Annotated in this window: 22 protein-coding genes and 1 riboswitch; of the genes, 16 read left to right on the top strand and 6 right to left on the bottom strand. The window is 63.6% G+C overall.

The genetic code is table 11. The annotated features are described in order from the left end of the window. Window positions 1-40: 40 nt before the first annotated feature. From TC41_RS10505 to TC41_RS10485, 5 genes are all read left to right on the top strand, one after another. Window positions 41-1,408, top strand: a complete 1,368-nt coding sequence (locus tag TC41_RS10505) for an APC family permease (protein ID WP_014465030.1) — start codon at window positions 41-43, stop codon at window positions 1,406-1,408. An 18-nt stretch (window positions 1,409-1,426) separates the two neighbouring features. After that, entirely contained in the window at window positions 1,427-2,314 is an 888-nt protein-coding gene (locus TC41_RS10500) for a proline iminopeptidase-family hydrolase (protein ID WP_014465029.1), read from the top strand. A gap of 1 nt (window position 2,315) precedes the next feature. Further along, complete coding sequence (locus tag TC41_RS10495) at window positions 2,316-2,936, top strand: GNAT family N-acetyltransferase (protein WP_237699908.1); 621 nt, start codon at window positions 2,316-2,318, stop codon at window positions 2,934-2,936. A 53-nt stretch (window positions 2,937-2,989) separates the two neighbouring features. Continuing rightward, window positions 2,990-3,913 carry a DMT family transporter gene (locus TC41_RS10490; RefSeq protein ID WP_014465027.1) on the top strand — a complete coding sequence of 308 codons (924 nt, stop codon included), beginning with the start codon at window positions 2,990-2,992 and terminating at the stop codon, window positions 3,911-3,913. Window positions 3,914-4,017: 104 nt separating this feature from the next. Continuing rightward, a complete protein-coding gene (locus TC41_RS10485) occupies window positions 4,018-4,806 on the top strand; it encodes a TrmH family RNA methyltransferase (protein WP_014465026.1) in 789 nt (262 codons plus the stop codon). Window positions 4,807-4,842: 36 nt separating this feature from the next. Here the strand turns inward: TC41_RS10485 and TC41_RS10480 are convergent, their stop codons facing one another. After that, the gene (locus TC41_RS10480; RefSeq protein WP_041695850.1) at window positions 4,843-5,136 is read right to left on the bottom strand and encodes a hypothetical protein; all 294 of its coding nucleotides are present in this window, start codon (window positions 5,134-5,136) and stop codon (window positions 4,843-4,845) included. Window positions 5,137-5,313: 177 nt separating this feature from the next. Between TC41_RS10480 and TC41_RS10475 the strand changes: the two genes are divergently transcribed. The 7 genes from TC41_RS10475 to TC41_RS10445 all read left to right on the top strand — a co-directional run bounded on the left by TC41_RS10475 (window position 5,314) and on the right by TC41_RS10445 (window position 12,162). Continuing rightward, window positions 5,314-5,886 (top strand): CBO0543 family protein, encoded by a 573-nt coding sequence (locus TC41_RS10475; RefSeq protein WP_041695338.1) that lies wholly within the window; start codon window positions 5,314-5,316, stop codon window positions 5,884-5,886. A 92-nt stretch (window positions 5,887-5,978) separates the two neighbouring features. Beyond that, window positions 5,979-6,821, top strand: coding sequence for a sugar phosphate isomerase/epimerase family protein (locus TC41_RS10470; protein WP_014465023.1), 843 nt, complete (start codon window positions 5,979-5,981; stop codon window positions 6,819-6,821). Next, window positions 6,822-7,547: a sugar phosphate isomerase/epimerase family protein gene (locus tag TC41_RS10465; RefSeq protein WP_014465022.1), complete on the top strand. Its 726-nt coding sequence runs from the start codon at window positions 6,822-6,824 to the stop codon at window positions 7,545-7,547. Window positions 7,548-7,571: 24 nt separating this feature from the next. After that, the gene (locus tag TC41_RS10460) at window positions 7,572-8,540 is read left to right on the top strand and encodes a sugar phosphate isomerase/epimerase family protein (protein ID WP_014465021.1); all 969 of its coding nucleotides are present in this window, start codon (window positions 7,572-7,574) and stop codon (window positions 8,538-8,540) included. Window positions 8,541-8,555: 15 nt separating this feature from the next. Continuing rightward, window positions 8,556-9,599 (top strand): Gfo/Idh/MocA family protein, encoded by a 1,044-nt coding sequence (locus TC41_RS10455; protein WP_014465020.1) that lies wholly within the window; start codon window positions 8,556-8,558, stop codon window positions 9,597-9,599. A 21-nt stretch (window positions 9,600-9,620) separates the two neighbouring features. Beyond that, the gene (locus TC41_RS10450; protein ID WP_014465019.1) at window positions 9,621-10,784 is read left to right on the top strand and encodes a Gfo/Idh/MocA family protein; all 1,164 of its coding nucleotides are present in this window, start codon (window positions 9,621-9,623) and stop codon (window positions 10,782-10,784) included. Between the two features lie 54 nt (window positions 10,785-10,838). Next, window positions 10,839-10,976, top strand: a riboswitch (FMN riboswitch). A gap of 202 nt (window positions 10,977-11,178) precedes the next feature. After that, the gene (locus tag TC41_RS10445) at window positions 11,179-12,162 is read left to right on the top strand and encodes a DMT family transporter (RefSeq protein ID WP_014465018.1); all 984 of its coding nucleotides are present in this window, start codon (window positions 11,179-11,181) and stop codon (window positions 12,160-12,162) included. A 105-nt stretch (window positions 12,163-12,267) separates the two neighbouring features. On the opposite strand, the gene TC41_RS10440 is transcribed toward TC41_RS10445, so the two are convergent. Continuing rightward, on the bottom strand, window positions 12,268-12,783 hold the full coding sequence (locus tag TC41_RS10440) for an anti-sigma factor family protein (protein WP_014465017.1): 516 nt from the start codon (window positions 12,781-12,783) through the stop codon (window positions 12,268-12,270). Between the two features lie 104 nt (window positions 12,784-12,887). On the opposite strand from TC41_RS10440, the gene TC41_RS10435 reads away from it, so the two are divergent. Both TC41_RS10435 and TC41_RS10430 read left to right on the top strand, forming a co-directional pair. Continuing rightward, window positions 12,888-13,889 (top strand): 2-hydroxyacid dehydrogenase, encoded by a 1,002-nt coding sequence (locus TC41_RS10435; RefSeq protein WP_014465016.1) that lies wholly within the window; start codon window positions 12,888-12,890, stop codon window positions 13,887-13,889. Continuing rightward, window positions 13,877-14,866: a type I phosphomannose isomerase catalytic subunit gene (locus TC41_RS10430; RefSeq protein ID WP_041695337.1), complete on the top strand. Its 990-nt coding sequence runs from the start codon at window positions 13,877-13,879 to the stop codon at window positions 14,864-14,866. Before TC41_RS10435 ends, TC41_RS10430 begins: the two co-directional genes overlap by 13 nt. Here the strand turns inward: TC41_RS10430 and TC41_RS10425 are convergent. From TC41_RS10425 to TC41_RS10410, 4 genes are read right to left on the bottom strand one after another with little or no spacing between them, the layout of a single operon-like run. Beyond that, window positions 14,845-16,029, bottom strand: a complete 1,185-nt coding sequence (locus tag TC41_RS10425; RefSeq protein ID WP_041695336.1) for a hypothetical protein — start codon at window positions 16,027-16,029, stop codon at window positions 14,845-14,847. The genes TC41_RS10430 and TC41_RS10425 overlap by 22 nt on opposite strands. Further along, complete coding sequence (locus TC41_RS10420) at window positions 16,016-17,092, bottom strand: DUF58 domain-containing protein (protein WP_014465013.1); 1,077 nt, start codon at window positions 17,090-17,092, stop codon at window positions 16,016-16,018. The genes TC41_RS10425 and TC41_RS10420 overlap by 14 nt, the downstream gene beginning before the upstream one ends. Beyond that, window positions 17,089-18,072: an AAA family ATPase gene (locus TC41_RS10415; RefSeq protein ID WP_014465012.1), complete on the bottom strand. Its 984-nt coding sequence runs from the start codon at window positions 18,070-18,072 to the stop codon at window positions 17,089-17,091. The genes TC41_RS10420 and TC41_RS10415 overlap by 4 nt, the downstream gene beginning before the upstream one ends. A 43-nt stretch (window positions 18,073-18,115) precedes the next feature. Beyond that, window positions 18,116-19,297: a mannosyltransferase family protein gene (locus TC41_RS10410; RefSeq protein WP_041695335.1), complete on the bottom strand. Its 1,182-nt coding sequence runs from the start codon at window positions 19,295-19,297 to the stop codon at window positions 18,116-18,118. Between the two features lie 217 nt (window positions 19,298-19,514). Between TC41_RS10410 and TC41_RS10405 the strand changes: the two genes are divergently transcribed. Together TC41_RS10405 and odhB are read left to right on the top strand one after the other, a co-directional pair. After that, window positions 19,515-22,340 carry a 2-oxoglutarate dehydrogenase E1 component gene (locus TC41_RS10405; protein WP_049784358.1) on the top strand — a complete coding sequence of 942 codons (2,826 nt, stop codon included), beginning with the start codon at window positions 19,515-19,517 and terminating at the stop codon, window positions 22,338-22,340. 32 nt (window positions 22,341-22,372) lie between these two features. Beyond that, the gene (gene odhB, locus TC41_RS10400; RefSeq protein WP_014465009.1) at window positions 22,373-23,632 is read left to right on the top strand and encodes a 2-oxoglutarate dehydrogenase complex dihydrolipoyllysine-residue succinyltransferase; all 1,260 of its coding nucleotides are present in this window, start codon (window positions 22,373-22,375) and stop codon (window positions 23,630-23,632) included. The last annotated feature ends 112 nt before the right edge of the window (window positions 23,633-23,744 follow it).

Below are 23,744 nucleotides of genomic sequence, written 5' to 3'. Positions count from 1 at the left end.
GATAATAGCCTCGTTGACATCCAGGAGAGGAGCGTGGCGCATGGAAGCTCCAGGGCATCGGGACCCCTCAACGTTCGGCTATCGCCAGGAATTGAAGCGATCCCTTCACTTGCGGGATCTCATTGTCTACGGCATGATTTTCATGGTTCCCATTGCGCCTATGGCGATTTATGGCTATGTGGCGCAACAGAGCTTTGGCATGGTTCCCCTCGTGTACATCATCGGGATTGTCGCCATGGTCTTCACCGCGCTCAGTTACAAGCAGATGAGTGCCCAATTTCCCATCGCAGGATCCGTGTATTCTTATGTGCAACGAGGCCTGAATCCGCACGTCGGCTTCGTCGCCGGATGGATGATCCTCGCGGACTACCTCCTCGCACCGTCCCTGTTGTACGCGTTCTCGGCGGGTTGGCTTCACGGGCTCGTGCCGAGCGTTCCTACCTTCGTATGGCTTCTTTTCTTCGTCCTTTTCAACACCGTAGTCAACGTCCTGGGCATCACGCTGCAGGCGAAAACCAACTTCATTCTTCTGGCGATTGAGCTCGTCTGTCTTCTCATCTTTCTCATCGCTTCCGTGCGGTTTGTGTTTGTTCTGGGTCACGGAGCGGGGCATCTTTCGTTTCAGCCGTTTGACCAACCCGGTCACTTCAACTTGAAGTTCATCGAAAACGCCGCTTCTATCGCGGTGTTAAGCTTCCTCGGCTTCGACGCCATTAGCACCTTGGCAGAGGAAACGGAACGACCGGAGAAGACGGTGGGGAATGCCACCATCGCGTCGCTTGTCATCATCGGCCTCCTGTTTGTTGTACAGACGTACATGGCGGCGCTCGTCCATCCGAACTACGCGGACCTGAATCCGAACATGGCGTTCTTCCAAATTGCGAAAGAAGCGGGAGGCACGTTCCTCTACGTCGTCCTCCTGTTAGTCAACGCGGTGGCGTCAGGCATTGCGAATGCACTGGCCGCGCAGTCGGCCATCTCACGAATTCTGTATTCCATGGGCCGCGACAATCTGCTGCCCTTTTCGAAGTTCTTCTCCCGTGTAAGTCCGAGATTCCAAACGCCGGTCAATGCGACGCTGTTGGTCGCGGTGATTTCGCTGTTGGTGGCAAGCCTCGTGCCTCAAGAGACCATCACGACGCTGGTCAACTTTGGCGCACTGACTGCTTTCCTAATGTTGAACGCAACCGTGTTCGTGTACTTTTCCATTCGGCAGCGGGGTTTTCGGCACGTGTTCAGGTATTTGTTGTTTCCTCTCTGCGGTTTTGTGGTCATCGGTTATGTGTGGCTCGGATTTGATCGGACCACGTTCATCTTCGGCTTGAGCTGGATGGCGCTCGGGATCCTGATTGGGGCCGTCAAATCGAAAGGCTATCGGGAAGTTCCGCCCGTTTTGAAGGACATGTGACGAAGCGGAGGAGAAAACATGGAGGCGCAGACGCGAATCATCACGCTGTCCACGGGACACCACGTGTGGACGCGCAGAGTGGGGACGAGCCCCATTCGAATGCTTCTGTTACACGGCGGGCCCGGTGCGAGCCACGAGTACTTCGAGATCTTCGAGCCATATCTCACGAAGGCCGGGATCGAGCTATACTTCTACGACCAACTAGGCTCGTACTTTTCAGATCAACCTGACGATCCGTCCCTATGGACGCTCGACCGCTTCCGCCGTGAAGTGGAAGAAGTGCGACGTGCGCTCGGTTTGGGGGACTTCTACCTGTTGGGACAGTCCTGGGGTGGCATGCTGGCACTCGAATACGCGCTCGCCCATCCGCACGGGTTGAAGGGGCTCATCATTTCGAACATGACGGCGAGCATTCCTTCGTATGTGCGATATATCCAGGGGTTGCGCCAACAGCTTCCGAAGGAGATTCAAGAACAGCTGTTGGCGCACGAACAGCGCGGAGACTACGAATCCGAGGCTTACCAAGAGCTTCTGATTGAACACCTGTACAAAAAGCACCTGTGCCGCCTGGATCCGTGGCCGGACGCCGTGGTGCGGACGTTCGCGCACATGAACCAGCAGGTATACCACACCATGCAGGGACCCAATGAATTTGTGGTGACCGGCAACTTCAAGGACTGGGACCGCTGGGCCCATCTCCGCCAGGTCAGCGTGCCGACCCTCGTCATTGGCGCTCGCTACGACACGATGGACCCTGCCGACATCGAGGAGATGGCTCGTCGGATCCCGCGTGCGCGTTCAGCCATCTGTCCCAACGGAAGCCACATGTCGATGTGGGACGACAGCGGCGCGTATTTCGGCGCCATCGTGGGCTTCGTTCGCGACGTAGAGGAGGGGCGGGTCTGAGGTGTCCTCTTGGGAGATGGACGTGATCACCTTTCGAGCCGCCCGCCCGGCGGACCTCGAAGGCGTGGGGCGTGTGCACGTGGAGACGTGGCGTCAGGCGTATCGCGGTGTCGTGCCATCCTCGTTTCTCGCTCGCATGGATCCAGCTATGAGTGCCGAACGATTTCGAAAGCGCCTGTCAGATCCGAAGCAGGCTTTCTGGGTGGCGCTTGCGGGTGAGGACGTCGTCGGATTTGCGAGCGGTGGCCCGAATCGCTTGGCGGATTTCGAGGCGGATGCGGAGATTTACACGCTGTACGTATGTCCTTCATGGCAAGGGCGGGGCATCGGGCGGCGCCTCGTGGGCCAACTCGCCGATTGGTTTAAGCAGCAGGGGCATCAGTCGGTCGCCGTGGTCACCTTCCGGGCCAATCCATGGCGGCGATTTTATGAGCGACTGGGTGGGAGGATCGCCGGGGAAAAGACGTTCGAAGTCGATGGCGTGGCCCTGCCGGAAGTCGTGTATTGTTGGTCGGACGTCGAGGAGCTTCGCGAGCGGGCGAAGCGAGGCGCCCTACGTGGCGAGATCGACAGTTGTGTGCCGCTAGGGCCGTGCGGTAGATCGAGGGGGAACTCCGGATGACTTGGCTGGCCACCTTCAGAACTGCACGATGGCGGCCATGGTTCCTGGGGCTTATGGCCTCTTTGTTTTTCGCGGTGACGTTTGTGGCGAACGAGGTGGTGAGCCGCACGGGCGGATCGTGGGCCTGGAATGCGCCGCTGCGATACTTTCTTACACTGCCGATTCTGTTCACCTACGTCGCCTGGAAGGGGCGCTTGGGCGCGCTCTTAAAGTCCCTTCGGGGCGATTTCTGGCGCTGGGTGGCCTTCGGAACACTCGGATTCGGCTTGTTTTACGCCCCGCTTTGCCTCGCGAACGCGTACGGGCCTGCGTGGCTCGTGGCGGGCGTCTGGCAAACCACCATCGTGTGCGGCGTATTGCTCACGCCTTGGCTGAGCGCGCGCAGGCCCGACGGGCGCCACGCCCCTATCCCCGTCCGGGAGCTCGTGACTTCGCTCGGCATCGTGGCTGGTGCCATGCTCATGGAGATGGCGGACGCTTCCCAGATGTCGTGGGGGCGGGCGGCGCTTTGTGCGGCCAGTATTTTGATAGCGGCCACGGCATATCCTGCCGGCAACCGGATGGCCATGCGCGCCTACGCGGGGGAGTTCGACGCGCTGGAGCGGATGCTCGGTATGACCCTCGGAAGCCTGCCGTTTTGGCTCGCCTGGTCTTCGGTGAGCGCCGCAGCGGTCGGGTGGCCCACACCGCGGCAGATCGCCGGTGCGCTCCTGGTCGCCGTGTGTTCGGGCGTGATCGCCACAGCGCTCTTCTTTCGGGCCACGGACATGGCGCGCGAGTCCCCGCGAGCGTTGGCCGCGGTCGAGGCTACGCAGGCTGGCGAAGTGGTGTTCGCGCTGATCCTCGAACTCGCTGTGCTCCCGGGCGATCGCGTCGGACTGCTTGGCGCCCTGGGCGTGGCGACTGTCGTCGTCGGCTTGGTGATTCACGGGCTGGCCATGGCGGCGCGGCATGTTTCATCCGACGGCGGGGAGTGAGAGCACCTACCCGGCACTCGTCCCCAGAACGCTGCATTTTACGGGACAATCGGCTATGATGGGGAGACGGGTCCGAGCCCGCGACCGAAGACGAGGAGCGGGAGGTGCATCAACACGTGCATTCCGACATCCAACAGATGCTCCTGGCCGAGGGCTTGCTTTCCGAACGTGAGCTCTGGCTCGCCGATTGGCTTCGCCCGGAGCGACTGCTCCGGCTGCGCGACGTGCTCTTGCGGCGAACGGGATATCTTGCCATCGCATTGGAAGCGGTGGACGACGGGCACAATCAAGCCGCTATCCTGCGGAGCGCCGAGGCGTTTGGCGTGCAACATGTAGCCGTGATCGAGGGAAAGCAGCCATTTCAGCCGTCGAAGGGCGTGACGCAGGGCGCGCACAAGTGGCTGACCCTTCACCGCATGCCGGACATCGGCCGCGCCATTGACTTGCTGCACGCGCGCGGATTCCAGGTGTACGCCACGGATCTCGGCGAGGGCGCACAGCCTCTTGACGCGGTCGATCTCGCCCGCCCGACGGCCATCCTGTTCGGCAACGAGAAGGACGGCGTGTCGGCGGAGGCGCGCGAGCGGGCCGACGGGCGATTTTATATCCCGATGGCAGGGTTCGTTCAGAGCTTCAACGTGTCGGTGGCTGCGGCCATCGCCCTGTACGAACTGACGCGGAGGGCTCGGGAGGCAGCCGGCGACCGGTACGCGCTCGGCGCAGACGAGCGCCACAAGCTGTATGTGACGTGGTGCCTTCGTTCTCTTCATGGCGCCACCCGTGAAGAGGCGCGCCGCAGGCTGGAGGCGAGCGGATTTGCGCTCGACGAGGACCTATTCGACGAGGATACCAGGGACTTCAGCGAAAGCGAACCGGATGGGGCGCGTGTCTAGGCCCGGGCCGCGAGAAGCCCGGGCCGTTTCGCTTGGTCAGAAGCCGTGGCGCGGATCATTGATGAAGTCGATGGATCCGCATTCGGGACACACAAAGACGTGCACGGCGACGTTTCGCTCCAAAGCGGTGTTGAGCAACTCCTCGTCGCGCTCGCCGAGGAACAGGTCGGTCAAGAGACCTGCGCCGCGGCTCAGGCCGCCCGTGCGAAGCGCGTGCGCCCCGTGGTACTGCATGGGCACCTGGCAGCGAACGCAGAGATGGTCGTGGTGATACTGGCCGTCCTGGCCGAGGCCTTCCGCTGCGCGGCGCAACATATCAAAAAACCCCATGATCTTCTCCCCTCCGGCGCCCATCGGCATGGGGCGCTCACCCCGATCTTCGCGGCGCCAAGACATAATTCCTCCCAAACTGCGCAAGTTGATCGAAGCAGGGTGCGTCGCGTGCGAAGAACCCGGGTGATCCCAAACGAGACGCGCGAATCCCGCGGGAGAGGAAGAGGGCCCTTCGTGACGAGTTTCGACCTGATGGAGAGTCTGAGGCGCGAATTGACGGACATGACGCGCGTGTACTGGCTGGAGCACAATTTGGGTACCTGGCAGTGGTGGCTCTTTGTCAGCCTCGCCATCGTACCATGGCTGGTGTTTGTCCGATTTGTCGATCGCGCCCGGCTGACCGAGGTGCTCCTCTACGCGCTGGTGGTAGGCCTGGTAAGTTCCGTGCTCGACATCATCGGCTCCGATCTGATGCTCTGGGGCTACAAGGTCCGCCTCCTCTGGTTTGTGTATCCGACGCTGCTCTGTACGGACATGACCATCATTCCGGTCACGTTCGCGCTCATCTACCAGGCGTGCAGGCGCTGGTGGACGTTCGCGCCGGTCACGCTTGTTTTCAGCATCCTGGACGCCCTGATGGAACCCGTTTTTCACTGCTTCGACATCTACGTCTCATATCACTGGAATCTTCTCTATTCCATCCCCATCTATCTGGCGCTCGCGTCAGCCGCGAAGTTCATGTTGGACGCCTTGACGGCATCGGAGCGGCGCCATCGGTTGCGAACGTCGCAGCCAGATCCGAAATAACGTGACCACATTGGTGATGGCCCTCGAGGCCACATTGTGGTTCAATGGGATTGGACTTTGACCCCCAGACAAAGAGGTGAGCCCATTCCCACATGGAACCCTGTCTGCATCCGACCCTCGTTGACGAGACCTCGCTCGTCCCGTATCTTGACCTCGCGCGTGAAACCGGTTACCGTTACGTCGACGTCCCGTTTCACTGGTTGGAAGCCGAGGCGGAGCGACGCGGCGACGCGGCCGTGGAAGCCATGTTTCAAAAGCGCGGCCTCGTGCTCGCCAACCTCGGCCTCCCGCTCAATCTGTACGACGCAGAACCGGCGTTCCTGCGCGATCTCTCGCTTCTGCCGGATCGGGCCCGTCTGTGCCTGAGGCTTGGCGCGCGCAGCGTGACGGCGTTTCTGTGGCCTTCGATGGACGAGGAGCCGGTGCGCTACATTTCTCAGCTCGCGCGCCGCATCCGCCAGGTGGCGGTGGAGCTCTTGCCGCTCGGCATGCGCGTGGGCCTGGAGTACGTCGGCCCGCACCACTTGCGCCACCGGAGGTATCCGTTCGTGCAGTCGCTCGCGGACCTGAAAACGTTTTGGGAAGCCATCGGTGCGCCCAACGTCGGCGCGCTCGTCGACAGCTACCACTGGTACACCGCGGGAGAGCACGAAGACGATCTCGCCCAGCTTCCGCCGGAAAAGGTGGTCTACGTGCATATCAACGACACCCAGGACGCGCCGGAGGACGCGCACGACGGCAGGCGCCTCCTGCCGGGCGATGGCCGAATTCCGCTCGTGCCTTTTTTGCGCGGGCTGTATCGCGCCGGCTACCGCGGGCCGGTGGCGGCCGAGGTGTTGCACGAGGCGCCGCTTGACGGCACAGGGGAGTCGCGGGTGCGCCTCGTCCGAGAGCGCCTGGAACAGTTCATCGCGTTGGCGAAGGGAGAGAACTGAATGCCCGACATCGCGCTGCAGATGTACACGCTGCGCAAACCGCTGGAGGACGATTTCGACGGGACGCTCCGCCGCGTGGCCGAAATCGGTTTCCGCCTGATTGAGCTTCACCACTACGGGCCTTATACCGCGGGGGATTTGCGTCGCCGCCTCGACGAGTTGGGGCTTCGCGCGATTTCCGCCCATGTCCCGTTGGCTCGCCTGGAGTCCGAGATGGATGGCGTGCTCGAAGAAGCGCGGGCGCTTGGCCTCGAGTACGTCGTTTGTCCGTGGCTTCCCGCCGAGCGCCGCGAAGATTACGCGGCCTTGGCCGACGTGCTCGCCCGCGCGTCGGAGCGCCTGCGCGCGGCAGGGCTTGGCTTCTCGTATCACAACCACGATTTCGAATTCGTGCCTTACGAGGGGCAGACGGCGCTCGACTGGCTGCTTGGGCGCGTGCCCGATGCGGGCCTCGAGCTCGACGTGTACTGGGCGCATCACGCGGGGTTCGATCCCGTCGAGATCATCCGGCGCTATCGCGGACGCCTGGATCTCCTGCACGCGAAAGACGCCACGCCGGATGGGCACTTCGCGGCGGTAGGGACGGGCGTGCTCCCCTGGGATGCCATCTTCCAGGCGTCCGCGGAAGCAGGGGTGCGGTACGTGATCGTCGAACAGGACGTCTGTCCGGGCGATCCGTTCGAGGCCATCGCCACCTCGCTCCAATTTTTGCAGTCGCGTCTGTGACGCGGCACGAAGGGAGGCTGTTGTATGAAACTCGGCATTTTCACCGTGCTCTTCAGCCAAATGCCGTTCGAAGAGATGCTCGATCACGTCGCCGCGGCGGGCGTGGATGCGGTCGAGATCGGCACAGGCGGTTACCCCGGAAACGCGCACTGCGATCGGGAAGCGCTCCTAGCCTCTCCGGAGAAGCGGTCCGCATTCCTCAACGCCATCACCTCGCGCGGGCTCGAGATCTCGGCGCTCTCGTGCCACAACAATCCGCTCCATCCGAACGCGGAGGTGCGCCAGAAGGCGGATCAGGAGCTGCGCGAGACCATCCGGTTGGCCGCGGAACTCGGCGTGAAGACGGTCGTCACGTTCTCCGGCTGCCCCGGAGAATCGGAGCGCTCGGAGAATCCCGTCTGGGTCACCTGCCCGTGGCCAGAGGAGTATTCGCGCGTGCTCGAGTGGCAGTGGAAGGAGAAAGTCATTCCGTACTGGACGGAGATGAACCGGTTCGCGGCCGATCACGGCGTGCGCATCGCCATCGAGGCGCACCCTGGGTTCGTGGTGTATAACGGAGAGACGCTCCTGCGCCTGCGCGAGGCGTGCGGCGAGCAAATCGGCATCAACTTTGATCCGAGCCACATGTTCTGGCAGGGGATTGATCCCGTCGAGGCTGTGCATGCCCTCGCGCCGCACCGGTGCATCTTCCACGTGCACGCGAAGGACACGGGCTTCAACAAGCACAACGTGGCGCGCGACGGCGTGCTCGACACGAAGCCGTACCGCGAGGAGCTGAAACGGGCCTGGATCTTCCGCACGGTAGGCTATGGACACGATCAGCAGACCTGGGCGGATCTTTTGAGCGCCCTGCAGATGAACGGGTACGACGGTGTCATCTCCATCGAGCACGAGGACAGCCTCATGTCCATCGAAGAGGGATTCCAGAAGGCCGTCGCGTTTTTGCGGCCGCTCGTGATCCGCGAAAAACTTCAGCAGATGTGGTGGGCCTAAGAGGAGGACATCGAAGTGACAGACAAGATTCGCGTCGGTATCGTGGGGGCGGGCGGCATTGCCCAGCAGGTGCATATCCCCAATTACAAGAAGTGCGGAGAACAGGTGGAAATCGTGGCCGTCTGCGATGTGGCGGTAGATCGCGCGGAAGAGGCGGCCAAGCGGTGGGGCATTCCGCACTTTTTCAAGACCGTGGATGAGATGCTGGAAAAGGCAGAGCTCGACGTGGTGAGCGTCTGCACACCCAACAAATTCCACAAGGATGCGACAGTGAAGGCGCTCGAGGCGGGCTGTCACGTGCTGTGTGAGAAGCCGCCGGCCATGACGGTGGAAGAGGCGCAGGCGATGGCGGAAGCGGCGAAGAAGAGCGGGAGACACCTGTCGTACGGGTTCCACTATCGGCACACGAGCGAGGTGGACTGCCTGAAGCGGTTCATCGACGCAGGGGAGCTCGGCGAGATCTACGCCGGCACGGCCATCGCGGTGCGGCGCCGCGGCATCCCGGGCTGGGGCGTGTTCACGAACAAGGAGCTGCAGGGCGGCGGGCCGCTCATCGACATCGGCTGCCACATGCTCGACACGGCGCTGTACCTCATGGGCTACCCCGAGCCGACGATGGTGTGGGGGGCAACGTATCAAAAGCTCGGCACGCGCAAGGGCGTCGGGCTTCTCGGCGACTGGGATTGGGAACACTTCACCGTGGAAGACATGGCGCGCGGCATGATTCAATTCGCGAATGGGGCGACGCTCGTCATCGAGTCGGCGTTCGCGGCGAACGTGAAGGAGCGCGACGTCATGAATGTGAAGTTGATGGGCGATGTGGGCGGCGCCAACGTCTTCCCGCTCGAAATCTACCAGGAGAAGCACGGCGCGCTCATCGACGTCACGCCTGCGTACTTGCCGGAAATCTCGCCCTATGAGCGCGAGATCCGCCGCTGGGTTGACGCGTGCCTGACGGGCGAGCCGCCGCTGTCCACGGCCGAGCAGGGGGTCAAGCTGCAGCGCATCTTGAACGGCCTCTACGAATCCGCGGAGCGGGGCGAACCCGTGAGGCTGTAGGCGGGGATAGGAGGAATCGGGATGCCGAAGCGTTCGATTCGAATCGGCATGGTGGGCTATCAATTCATGGGCAAAGCCCACAGCCACGCGTATCGAGACCTCGACTTCTTTTTCGACGAGCTCCCCGTCACGCCGGTGCTGCAGGCCATCGCCGGGCGGAGTGAGGAGCCGCTTCGGCGGGCGGCCGAGGCGTACGGCTTCGCGTCGTACGAGACGGACTGGCGGCGGTTGGTGGAGCGCGACGACATCGACGTGATCGACATCGTGACGCCGAACAACGCGCACGCCGAGATCGCCATCGCCGCGGCGGAGCACGGCAAGCACGTGATCTGCGAGAAACCGCTCGCCATGACGGTGGACGAGGCTGTCCGCATGCGCAACGCGGTGCAGGCGGCAGGTGTCCGTCACCTCGTGTGCCACAATTACCGGTACGCGCCGGCTGTACAGTTCGCGAAGCGGCTGATCGACGACGGGCGCCTGGGGCGGATCTACCACGTGCGGGCGCAGTATCTGCAGGACTGGATCATGGACCCCGACTTTCCGCTCGTGTGGCGCCTGCGCAAGGACGTGACGGGATCGGGAGCGCTCGGCGACATCGCGGCGCACATTCTGGATCTCGCCCGGTTTTTGGTCGGCGAAATCCGCGAAGTCGCGGCTTGCATGGAGACGTTTATCAAGGAGCGGCCCCTGGGCGAGATGGCCGGCGGGCTTGAGGCGAGAGCGTCTGGCGGCACGGGGCACGTCGACGTGGACGACGCCGTGGCCTTCCTCGCCCGCTTCGACAACGGGGCGATGGGCGTGTTCGAGGCCACGCGCTTCGCGGGCGGGCATCGAAACGGCAATCAGTTCGAGATTAACGGCGAGAAGGGATCTCTTCGCTGGAACCTCGAGGACATGAACTGGCTCGAGGTCTACTTCCACAGCGACGAGCCGGGATTGCAAGGGTTCCGCCGCATCAACTGCACGGAACCCTTACACCCGTACGCGGAGCGGTACTGGCCCGCGGGGCACATCATCGGCTACGAGCACACGTTTTTGAACCTGTTTGGCGCGTTTTTCAAGGGTTTGGTCGAAGACCAGCCTGTGAAGCCCGACTTCGAGGACGGCGTTCGCAATCAATGTGTGTTGGAGGCAGTCGAGAAGGCCGCGGCGTCGAGGTCGTGGGAAAACGTGGAGTACCGCTGAGCGGACGGCCTTGCACGGACTTACGAATTTGCAGTACAATGGCGACAAGTGAACAGGAACCTTCGGGGCAGGGTGAAATTCCCGACCGGCGGTGATGGCCTTTGGCCTAAGCCCGCGACTCGCCACGTTGTGGCGACGGATTTGGTGAGATTCCAAAGCCGACGGTGAAAGTCCGGATGGGAGAAGGTTCGCGGTGGTCGCAGCGCGCAGGTGCGCCGTCATGGCTGTGAGAGACAGCCTTCGGTGTGCGCTCGTGGCGTACGCCGTGTCTTGTTGCGGTCCAACAGCCCCGGGGGACGAAGGTTCCTCGGGGCTTCGCGCGTTTGCGGCACCCAGTTCTCCATGTGCTCCCAGGGTTCCTCCGGAGAAACGATAGAACGCGGAGGGACGCCCTGTGAAGGACTTATCCACTTCGTCTCGCGCGAGCAACCACGGTTCGCTCTGGCTCATCGCGTGCGGAGCCGCGCTGTGGGGGCTCGACGCGCTTTTCATTCTCGCGCTTCAGCACTGGTTCACGTCGATTGAAATCGTCTGCTTCGAGCACGTGTTGCTCGCGCTTTACGCGATCCCGGTGCTCGTCCGCAGGCGGCGGGAATGGCTGGAGCTCGGCGCCGCGGATTGGCTCGCCGTCCTGTTTGTCGCGTGGGGCGGCTCGGCCGTGGCCTCCATCCTGTTCAACGTCGGGCTCGCCGTGGGCATCCGATCCGACGCCGTGAATGAGGTCCTGCTTTTGCAGAAGCTTCAGCCGGTGTTCGCGCTGTTGTTGGCCGCCATCGTGCTGGGCGAGCGGGTCCGGCGCGCGTATTGGCCGTGGTTCGCGGTGGCTCTCATAGGCGCGTACATCCTGACCTTCGGCTTCACATGGCCCTCCTTGACCCATGCGAGCGCGTGGGCCGGCTTGTGTGCGCTCGGGGCGGCGTTTCTGTGGGGCGGATCCACCGTCATGGGCAAGCGCGTGATGCGAAAGGTTTCGTTTCCCACGATGACGGCCCTTCGCTTCGGATCCGCGCTGCCGCTTCTCGTGGCGCTCACCCTCTTCGGTCACCCGAACTGGTCCCGGGTGGCAGACGGCTTGGGGCACTGGGCTGTGATGGGCAACCTGATCTACCAGACGGTGGTGCCGAGCCTGCTCAGCCTGTTGGTGTACTATCGGGGGCTTGGTGGCGTCAAGGCTTCGTATGCCACGTTGGCGGAGCTCGCGTTTCCGGCCACGGGACTCGCGGTGAACGCGCTATTCTTGAATCAGACGGTGCATGCGGCCCAGTGGGTGGGCTTTGCGCTCGTGTGGATGGCGGTGTACGCGCTCTCGCGCATGGCGGATAGCTCGGATCTCGGTGAGAGGAGCGTTCGGGAGGCGTCGGCGGGCACGGCGGCCTGAGCGGAAGATGTCATCGTCCGCCGGTCCATGCACGTTCCACCGAGGAAGGGCGAGTATCGAGAGCAAAGGCGGCGGTTCTCCCTTGAGGAGATCCGCCGCCGCTGACTACAACAGGCCCTTCTTCCAATGCCACTTGTCCGTGATTTCCTCGCCTCGATGCACGATGGCCCGAGACACGTGCGAAATCCTGTGCCACGCAGAGGTGCCAAACGCCTTCGAGTATCGGCCGTGATCGCCCGCGAGGCTTACGAAGCTCATGAGGAGAAGCGCAAAGCTCAGGCTGAGGGCGGTGAGCCGTTTGCGCCGCACATACCCCTTGGCCGAGATAGGCTGCAAGTCCTCCTTGGGTTGCGCGGGAAAGGCAATAATCTGCGCGCTCCTCACGGTCGTCTTCTTCGATGCGTGTTCTTCATCGGCCTGTCCCTTCGGCTGAAACATTGTGATGAGCTCGCGAAACTCCGCGACATCGCGGCGACACGCTGGGCACGTGGCGAGGTGGCGTTCGAATCGCTTCTTCACCAGCTCGTCTTTCAGTTCGTTCAGCGCGTAATCGACGCAATAGGAACAGATGGACGGGTTGTCCAAATGGTTCTCACCCTCTTGACGGAATCCATACCCCATCGTTTTTCAGTAAACCACGATCCAGCGCGATTGAGAAGCCCTTTCTTCGAGTCGCCGTTCAAGGTACAGTGAAACTGGCAACGGCATTCAAAGGGAGGGCGCATATGGCAAGCATTGTTTCCACCAAGCCGCTCAGCGCGGCGCAACGCGAGAAGCTGTCCCGCTTCGGCGACGTGGCTTGCCCGCAGGAAGGTCAGCGGTTCTCGCAGGCCGAACTGTTCTCTGCGCTTCACGACGCCGTGGGGCTCATCACATTCGGCACGCGCGTCGACGAGACGCTCCTCGAACAGGCGCCGCATCTCAAGGTGGCATCCACGGCCTCCGTGGGCTATGATCATTTCGACCTCGCCGCCATGCGGAGGCGGCGCATCCTCGGCGCACATACGCCGCATGTGCTCGACGACACCGTCGCCGATCTCGGCATGGCGCTCATGCTCGCAGTGGCCCGCCGCATTGTCGAGTTGGACGCCTACGTCCGCAGAGGCGACTGGAAGAAGGGCGACGAAGAGGTCCTCTACGGCGTCGACGTGCATCACCGGACGCTCGGCATCGTGGGCATGGGCCGCATCGGCCGCGCGCTCGCCAAACGCGCGAAGTTCGGATTCTCCATGAACATCCTATACCACGCGCGATCCCGCCACGACGACGTGGAGCAGGCGTTCGGCGCGCGCTACGCGGACCTGCCGGATCTCCTTCAGGCTTCAGACTTCGTGGTCTTGCTGACGCCGCTCACACCGGAGACCGAGAACCTCATGAACCAGGATAGATTCAGGTTGATGAAACCAAGCGCCATCTTCATCAACCTTTCGCGTGGAAAGACGGTGGATGAGGACGCATTGGTTCAAGCCTTGCGCGAAGGTTGGATCCGCGGCGCTGGGCTCGACGTGTATCGCCAGGAGCCCGTTCCATCGGATCACCCTCTCCTCTCTCTTTCCAACGTCGTCTGTGTGCCTCACATCGGCTCGGCGACGCAAGCGACGAGAACCGCCATGCTCGATCTCGCCATCGACAACTTGATTGCCGTGCTAGAGGGCCGGCCGAAGGATGCGTATATCGTGCCGGAACTGAAAGGCCTGGAAGAGGAGGGATCAACATGTGGCCTGTAAAATGTAAGCCGGTCGCCATGGAGCGGATCTGGGGCGGCGATGAGTTGAAGCCGATGTTTGGGGTAACGACGGATCGCCCCATCGGCGAATACTGGGTGATCTCCGCACATCCGAACGGCATGAGCGTGGTGGATGGCGGCCCGCTCGATGGCAAGACGCTGCAGGAGTTGGTCGAGACCTATCCGGAAGCCTATCTCGGCCGGCACTCGCCCCAGAAGCGGTTTCCGCTGCTCGTCAAGTTCATCGAAGCCCACGATGATCTGTCGGTTCAGGTCCATCCGGACGACGCCTACGCGGAAGCCCACGAGGGCGACGCCGGCAAGACGGAGGCCTGGTACGTGCTCGACGCTCCGCCGGACGGGCGGGTGATTCTCGGCCACTCGTTCCCCGACCGGGAGACCTACCTTCGCGCCGTGCGGGAGGGCCGGGTGCGCGATTACTTGACCTATCGCCCCATTCGGAAGGGCGATCTCGTCTTTGTGCCGTCCCGCACGCTGCACGCGTTGCTCCGGGGCACCAAGGTGCTCGAGGTGCAGCAGACCTCCGACGTGACGTACCGCGTGTACGACTGGGATCGGGTCGATGCCAACGGCAAACCGCGCGAGCTGCACATCGAAAAGGCGGCGGACGTGATCGCCTACGGCACAGAGCCGCCCGAGCCAAAGCCGATGGCGGTGGTGGACGAACCCGGGTTTGAAATGGTGCGACTGGTCTCGTGCCCGTATTTCACGATCGATCGCGTCCGCGTGGCGCAACGAGCCGCCGAGATGGAACAGGGCGTGCGCGGGAATCCGGACTGCGCGATGGTGGTGGAAGGATCGGGGCACCTTCGCTGTGTCGCGGAGGGCGAGGAGATGCGTCTGCCCGTGAAGGCGGGGGATGCGCTCGTCATCCCGGCGGACGTGCCTCGGTACGCGTGGGAGGCGGACGAGGCGCTCACGGTCATCCGCGCGTTCTACGGCTCGTCCGGGCCGTAACGGATCTGCTCATACGCGCGGAGTAGGGCCGGATCGCCCGGATCCCGAAGTTCGTCGGGCAGGCGGCCGACCAACGAGCGGATGGTCTCGGCTCGTGCGAGGGTGTGCCCTGTGCGGTGCCAGGCGCGCAAGCGCTGCTGCATGCGGACGCGCACGGGCTCGGATGTGGGCACGAGCCGAAACCCATCTTCAATTCGCCGCTGGGTGATGCGCGAAGGAACAGCCTCTGGGGTGCGCGAAAGCTCGCGGTTTCGAACGAGCCCGCGCGCCATCCACCCTAGCGCCACGAGCAGGGCCACGGCGACGGCGGCTGCGGTCAACACGAGCGGCATGGGGACGGCCGTGTGCGCCGCGGCCGCGGGCTGCCGGAGCCCGAGCGGCGGGTGGTTTGCCGCGGTCGGCCTGCCTGTCACGGCGCGTGGTCGAGCGATTCGGGGCAAAATGGCCACGAGCGCCGCACCCGCTGCGACCAGGCCGGCCGTCGTGATGGACAGGCGGACGACCGCCTTGAGCAACCGGACAGGCACGTCGCGGAAGGCCACGGCGAGCGCGATGGGCGCAAACCATGCGCGTTCCAAGCGCGAGCCGTAAGTCAGCCGATGCGCGGCCCGCGCCGTCGCCACGGCTGCGAGCATGGTGAGGCACGGATAAGCCGTGGCCACGGCTTGCCCTGCAGGGGTCGGCGCGGCCAGCGGCCGTACGAAGACGAGGTAGGTCACCCAGCCCGTCACGACGATCCCGGTCGCGGCGCGAACTAAGCCGCGACTCGCGAGGGCGATGTCGCCGTAGGTCGCGAAGGGGAGCCACAGTGCTGCGGCGAGGATGGATGCAGCGATGCCTGCGGCGAGCCAGCCCGGCCGGTGAAGCGGAACAAAGCCCGCTGCGCTGCACACCGCTCCTGCGACGGCGCCAAGGGCAGCGGCCTGTGGAGCGGGGCGCCGCGCCGCGGCGGCCGCACAGGCGCTCGACGCCCATGCCGAAACGGTGAGCCAGATGAGATCCCCGAAGTCACCCGAGCGACTCCAGAACAAGCTCGCGATGGCCCACGCGGCCATCATCCCCTGAGATCCACTCATCAACGCGCGAAAGGTGAGAGGCGCGTCCGCGAGGCCGATGTACGACCGCCTCCCTGATTGAAAGCTGCCGCGATTACCTGTTCGCATCGTGTGAAGCCTCCACGGTTGCGTCTTGACGATCTTCTTCCGCGGATGGACGGGCCGAAATCCATGTGACCTGAACCCCAAAACGGGACGTCCAGCTTTTTGCGGCGCCCTCTGCGCGTGGGCTCAGGACAATCCAGTGCCGCGGCGACGAAGGGGATCGCGCCAATGCGGTCGCCAGCGCGTCGAGATCGCACGTCGCGATGGGCTGGGCGTGCGCGAGCAGGGATGCGACGCCCTCTGCAGAGAGCCACGCGATGGTCGCCCGCTGCCGATTCCCACAGGCGGCGTTGGTGGCGAAATCCACGCGCCCGCCGCCGCGCGTGAGCCACTGCGCGATGGCGAGCGCCTGCTCGCACATGGCGTCAAACGTGTCGGGATGGAGCGCGCCCGCCCAATAAGGATCGGTCGCCTGGGCGCTCAGGACGATGGCCCAGTCCGGCGCCTCGGTGGTGAAAAATTCCTTGACCATCAGTTGGCCGAGCCGCGCCGATGCGCGCCAGTGGATGTGGCGGACAGGATCGCCCATGACGTAGGGTCGCACGCTGCGCAGCGCGGTCTCATCAGGAAACGCGCGGGATTCGCGGGTCATCCACCCGGAAGGGGCGAATGGAAAGTGTGGTCCCACGCGTAGTTGGCGGGGCCGCACCGCGAGGGACACCCGGTTGTCCAGGGCGATGTGGGTGTCGAGGAGGCCTAATCCCTCGCTGAGTGCCGCGCGCGCCTGAACGGGGTGGGCTGGGCCCCGACGCCAAGCGTACGCGCGGAACTCGATGTCTGCTTGGCGACGTGGGAGGACGGAGAGCGCCACACGCCCAAGGCGCGACGCTTGTTCGCAATGAAAGGACAGCTGTGGCGGCAGCTCGATCTCGACCTCGGCCAAGGGGATGGGCATCCAGGACCGATTGACGAGCGTCACGCAGAGACTCACTTCATCACCGGGGTTCATCTCCGCGCGGCTGGCGGTCAGGAAGCCCTCGACGCGCCCCGAGACTGCGCGAGCAAATGCGCGCGGCCATAGCCAAAGGGCCATCACGATGAGCAAGGGAAGCCACAGCCAGATCACGGCGAACTCACTTCGCGTTCGTGCGGCACCGGCGTGTCGCCGAGGATGGATTCGAGGAGACGATCTCGCTCCCCGCGATCCGCCCACGCGATGTCATACACGAGTCGGTGGCGCATCACAGGAACAAACGCCTCTTGAACGTCGTCGGGAGTGACGAAGTGCCGCCCCGCGAGGAGGGCGAGCGCCTGCGAGAGCCGCACGAGCCACACAGCCGACCGAGGGCTTGCACCGAGGGAGATTTGGTCGTGATCGCGCGTGCGCCTGGCGAGCGATACGGCGTAGCGCACCACGTCGTCGTGCACGAAGACCCTCTGGGTCATGTGTTGCAGCTTGACAAGCCGGTCGGCGCCAAGGACGGGGGCCGGGGCAGGGCCGTCCGCCCCTTCGGCCATGACGCGCTTGACCATCTCAATCTCGAGGGATTCCGGCAGATACCCGAGGGATACCTGCACGAGGAACCGGTCGAGTTCCGCCTCGGGGAGGGGGAAGACGCCCTGCGACTCGACGGGATTCGCGGTCGCGAGGACAAAGAACGGCCGCGGCAGGGGTCTCTCTTCGCCGTCGACGGTCACCGCGCGTTCGGCCATCGCCTGAAGAAGCGCCGACTGCGTACGGGGAGTGGCCCGGTTGATCTCGTCAAACAACAGGACTTGCGTGAAGATGGGACCCGGGTGGAACCGGAACGCCTCCTCGCGCGGATGGTACACCGTGGTTCCGATGACGTCCGCGGGGAGGAGATCCGGCGTACCCTGCACCCGGGCGAACGACAGCCCGAGCGCAGCAGCGAGGGAGGAGGCGAGTTTTGTCTTGCCTGTTCCGGGTACGTCTTCAAGGAGCGCGTGGCCTCCGGCAAGGCACGCGGCGACGAGCAACTTCACGGCCTGATCTTGGCCCACGACGCAATGGCACACTTCTCGGATGACGGCGTCGAGGTCCGGCTTTGCCTGCGCGACCGATTCCGACGTCCACGTCTCGTGCATGTCATTCCTTCCTTTCTGTATCCTTCGATGGCGCCTGCCACGCTCACTGGAAGAACCATCCGTGACTGAACAACCCTGCGCCGAGCGTCCCCACCGTGGCGAACGCCGAAAACACCATCCAATAGAGCGGCGCAGTGGGGCGCTGGACGAAGCTGCGGGCGATGCCGGCGGCCGCGGGATACGCGACGGCAGCGAAGCGGAGCGTGCTCTCGAGCGGATTGTGCGGCATGTTGGCGCAAAGATCGATGACTGCCAAGCCCCACATCCACAGACCGCTTTCCAGACTATCGATAATTCTGCCATCTTGGGGCGCCAAAAGAAAGCGATCTCGCCAGATGGCCAGTCCGCCTTGCACGCAGAGGAGTCCTACGACGAATACGGTGACGAGGCCCACCGAGGTGAACGCGCGCTCGGCCAGGGCGTCCCGCACGTTGACAAATGGCCAAGTCCAATGGCGGTGCCAGCTCGATTCGGCTGCGAAGATTGCGAATGGCGTGCCAAACCGGTGCCACATATAGAGCGCATAGGCTGCGGGCGTGATGCAGAAGGAGGCCGTGAAGCCCATGGCCGCGAGGAAGCGGCGGAATCTGACCAGTCTCAGGACAAACAGAATGGCGAATGCGCCGAGATCGTGAAAGGATGGGGCGAGGAAGGCGCCGAGGCAGGCCGCGGCCAGGCGCCGCTTGTCCCGTGGGCGCTGAAGGCCCCAGAGGATGACAAGAAATGCCGTCAACGTGTACGTCTCGGTATAAAGCGAACTGAAGATGATGGCGCACGGGTTGGCGGCGAGCAGCATGGCCGCTGGAAACCCCGCGCCCTTCCATTCTTGCTCCGCGATGGTGTAGGCGAGCACGAGATCCAGAAGAAACAGCAGATTGGTGAGCACCCACGCGCCTTCGATGCCGAGCGCGTGAACGAGGATGGGCAGCCCGGGCAGGAAGGCAGCCGCTTTGTCGTAGGGGACGAAGGGCACGGAGTTCCCCGTCGGGATGAACGTCTTCTGCACGGTCAAGGGAAACACGTACCCGTAGCGGGCGATGTCCACGAACCACTGGCTGTCCCACTGGACGAAGTTGTCGAGCCACGTGCCAGTGACGGCGAGCCTGGCCGGCGCGTCGCCAATCGGGCCGAGGAGCCCAATGAGCACAATGATCCAGTGCGTCGCCCAAGCGGTGAGGACGTGCCGGACGAGGGGGACTCGAGAGAGCCGCTCTTGAACGTTCAATGAAACTTCGCTCCCGTCTGTGTGCTTTGCGCGCGAAGTTTTGCGCGGGAATTCCGACTGTGGTATACATAGAAATCGGAAAAGGATAGGGTTTGTCCTACCCGTCTATTCATTCTCTGACACCAGGCCGGAATTCCTGCTTGGGATCCCCGGGTGTCCCAAGGCGCCCCAAGCGGGTGCTCCGTCATGCCCAGTGCGCGTGGAAGAGGGGTTCACAATGGCGAACGAACAACCTGGATCATTGCAGACGTTCTGGCATCAGTTCTCAGGGCCGAACTTGGCCTACCTGCTTGAGCAGTATGAACAGTATCTCGCGGATCCCAACGCCGTGCCGGAGGACGTGCGCAGCTTATTCGCGCAATACGGGGATCCGGCTCAGGCGGTATCTGCTTCACCGATAGAGACACAACCGGTGTTCGGACCTCAGGTTTCCGCTTTGTCGCCTCGCACGCTGGAGGCCGCGGCAAAGGCCTACCAGCTGGCGCAAGCCATCCGCGCGAACGGCCATCTTGCGGCGGATACGGATCCGCTGTTTGCTCCCGAAGGTTCTCCCGAATTGGAGCCGTCCACGTACGGCCTTGTGGAAGCCGATCTCGCCTCTCTACCCGCTTCGGTGGTGGGAGGCCCCATCGCGCAAACCGCGCCTAACGCACTCGCGGCCATCGAGGCGCTGCGGAAGGCGTATTGCAGTGACCTCGGCTACGAGTTTGCCCATCTTTCGAGCCGCGAAGAACGGGCGTGGTTCGAGGATCAGATTGAAAATCGGCGTTTCCATCAGCCGCTCACGCTGGACGAAGCGAAGGCGCTTTACGAGTTGCTGGCGCGCGCGCAGCTGTTCGAGCGGTTCATGCACAAGCGCTTCGTAGGCCAGAAGCGGTTCTCGGTCGAAGGTGTCGACGCGCTCGTTCCCATGGTGGATGCGCTTGCGAAGATGGCAGTAGACGCCGGTTTCGATCACGTCTTCATCGGCATGGCACACCGCGGCCGATTGAACGTCCTCGCTCACGTGCTGAAGAAGCCCTACGAGCGCATCTTCTCCGAGTTCCACGCCGGCAATGGCATGGCTTCGGACGAGGAACTCGCGGAGTACATGCTCGGCTGGGGCGGCGATGTGAAGTACCACATGGGCTGGACGCGCACTTTCGAGACTGCGAACGGCCGAAAGGCGCGGTATGTGTTGTCGAACAATCCAAGCCACCTGGAATTCGTCGATCCCGTCGTCGAAGGCATGACGCGCGCGGCGCAGGACGACCGCACGCGTCCCGGGCAGCCCGTCCAGGACGTGCACAAGGCGTTTCCCATCCTGGTTCACGGGGACGCCGCGTTCACTGGCGAGGGTGTCGTGGCTGAGACGCTCAACTTCTCGAAGATCCCCGGCTATTACACCGGCGGAACGGTGCACATCATCGCCAATAACCACCTCGGTTTCACCGCGGACCCGGAGCAGGGCCGGTCGACGCGTTACGCGAGCGACATCGCCAAAGGCTACGATCTGCCGGTGGTTCACGTCTCCGCGGACAATCCGGAAGCCTGCCTGCGTGCGGTACGCCTCGCCTTCCTGTATCGCGAGACGTTCCAGAAGGACGTCGTGATTGACCTCGTCGGGTATCGCCGTTGGGGCCACAACGAGTCGGACGATCCCGCGATGACGCAGCCGGTGATGTACGCGAAAATCGCCTCCCATCCGACTGTGATGGAAATCTACGCAAACGAGCTCGTCTCGCGGGGCGCGTTCACGGCAGCGGATCTGCAGAAAATCGATCAGGCCATCGACGAGGAATTGCTGCAGGCCTACAAGAAATACCCGGAGATCCACACGCCTGCGGCCATCACGGACTTCTCGGAGCCCACGGAGGACGCAAGTCCCGTACCTCTGGAGGAACTGAAGGAGATCAACCGGGCTCTCCTGGAGACGCCGCCCGACTTCACCGTGTACCCAAAGCTGAAGCGTATCCTGGAGCGGCGCCGAGACGCGCTCGACGGAGGCGACATCGACTGGGCGCACGCCGAAGCCTTGGCGTTTGGAACCATCCTGCGATCCGGCACGCCCATCCGCATGTCCGGCCAGGATTCGGAGCGCGGAACGTTTGGTCAGCGCCACCTCGTGCTCCACGACGCGAACACCAATGCTCGCTACGCTCCGCTCCAGCATCTGCCGGGAGCCAAGGCGAGCTTCGTCGTGTACAACAGTCCGCTCTCGGAGACGGCCGTGATCGGATTCGAATACGGCTATTCGGTGGAAGCCAAGGACGCGCTCGTGTTGTGGGAAGCGCAGTACGGCGACTTCGCCAACGTCGGTCAGCCCCTCTTTGACAACTTCATCGTGGCCGCGCGGTCGAAGTGGGGGGAGACCTCTGGGCTGGTGCTGCTTTTGCCGCACGGGTTCGAGGGGCAAGCGCACGAGCATTCGAGTGGCCGCGTGGAGCGCTTCCTGCAGCTCGCCGCTCGCAACAACATCGTCGTGGCGAACGTGACGACCTCCGCGCAGTACTTCCATCTGCTGCGGCGCCAGGCGGCACGGCTCAAAAACCCGCGTCCGCTCGTCATCATGACGCCGAAGAGCTTGCTCAGGAACCCGCTTGCGGCCTCGAAGCCGGAAGATCTGACCAATGGCCGGTTCCAGCCGGTTCTTCACTTCGCCAAGATCGGGGAGGGCGCGCAGGCGGTTCGCCGCCTGATTCTCTCGAGTGGCAAGGTGGGCGTCGATCTCGCCGCGGAGATGTCCAAGCGGGGCGAGGAGGCGTGCGCGCACGTGGCTACCGCGCGCGTCGAGCAGTTGTACCCGTTCCCGGCGGATCGCGTGAAGGACGTGATCGCGTCGTATCCCAACCTGCAAGAGGTGGTGTGGCTCCAGGAGGAGCCCGAGAACCAGGGGCCGTGGAACTTCATGCGGCCGAGGTTGCAGGAACTTCTTCCGGCGTCGGTGAAACTCCGTTATATCGGCCGTCCCGAGCAGGGCTTCGTGGCGGAAGGATCGCCGGACGTGCACAACCGCGTGCAAGCTGAAATTTTGGCGCAGGCGTTGGCAAACGATATCCACTAAGGGCGCATGCCGAATACGGGGAGGAAGCCATTGTGGCAGAGGTCAAGGTTCCATCGCTAGGCGAGTCGATTGTGGAAGCGACGATTGGACAGTGGCTCAAGCGCGAAGGGGATGCGGTTGAGTCGGGCGAGGCTATCGCGGAACTGGAGACGGACAAGGTCAACGTGGAGGTCATAGCGGAGGAGTCGGGTGTCCTGGCGCAGATCCTCAAGCAGGTCGGGGATACCGTGGCGATAGGGGATGTCATTGCTGTGATTGCGGAGGGCCAGGCGCCGTCTGCGCCTGCCTCGGAGTCGGCTCCGGCAGCGCAGGCGCAGGAGGTCAAGCCGTCGGCGCCGAGCGCTCCGCAGGTGCAACCACAGGCGCCGTCCGCGTCATCTGCGCCATCCTCGGCGCAGCCTCAGGTCTCCGTGCCGGGCGAACTTCTGGTGCGCCCGACGCCGTCGCTGCGGCGGGCTGCGGCCGCGCAGGGGATTGATCTCCGTCAGGTGCAGGCCGGCGCTTTGGGCCTGGGCGCCCAACCATCGGCACCTGCGGCGCCTCAGGCGACTTCCGCTCCGAGCGCTCAGCCCGCGACACCGTCGGCGCTGCGCCCGGATGAGGAACGGATCAGGATGTCGCGTCGCCGCGCGACTATCGCGAAGCGCCTGGTGGAGGCGCAGCACACCGCGGCCATGCTGACGACGTTCAACGAAGTGGACATGAGCCGGGTCATCGAGATCCGCAAGCGGCGCAAGGACGCGTTCCGCGAGAAGTACGGCGTGGGGCTTGGCTACATGTCGTTCTTCACGAAGGCGGTCGTGGGCGCGCTGAAGCAGTTCCCGCTCCTGAACGCGGAGATTCAGGGCGAGGACATGATTGTGAAACACCACTACGACATTGGCATCGCGGTGGCGACGGAGGGCGGCCTCGTCGTGCCGGTGGTTCGGAACGCGGATCGCCTGACGTTTGCCGAGATCGAGCAGCAGATTGCCGATCTCGCCGCGCGCGCTCGCGCGAACAAGCTGACGCTCGAGGAGTTGCAGGGTGGGACCTTCACCATCACGAACGGCGGCACGTTTGGCTCGCTGTTCTCGACGCCGATTCTGAACGCGCCCCAGGTCGGCATCCTTGGGATGCACAACATCGTAGAGCGCCCGGTGGCGGTGAATGGGCAGGTCGAGATCCGCCCGATGATGTACATCGCGCTTTCGTACGATCACCGCATTGTCGACGGGGCCGAGGCTGTGAGCTTCTTGGTGACCGTGAAGCGGCTGATCGAGGATCCCGAGTCCCTGTTGCTCGAAGGCTGACATGCCAACCTGGACGGCGGGGGCGGCTCAGGCCGCACCCCGCCGTTTCTATGGCGCCTCCAAGGATGCCGCGCATTCGCGAATCGCGCGCTGATGATTTATACTCTATACG

Origin of the sequence: Alicyclobacillus acidocaldarius subsp. acidocaldarius Tc-4-1, from assembly GCF_000219875.1 — a bacterium.
Lineage (GTDB): Bacteria > Bacillota > Bacilli > Alicyclobacillales > Alicyclobacillaceae > Alicyclobacillus > Alicyclobacillus acidocaldarius_A.
Note: the sequence above shows the minus strand (reverse complement) of the source record. Positions and strands in the feature narration are given on the sequence as shown.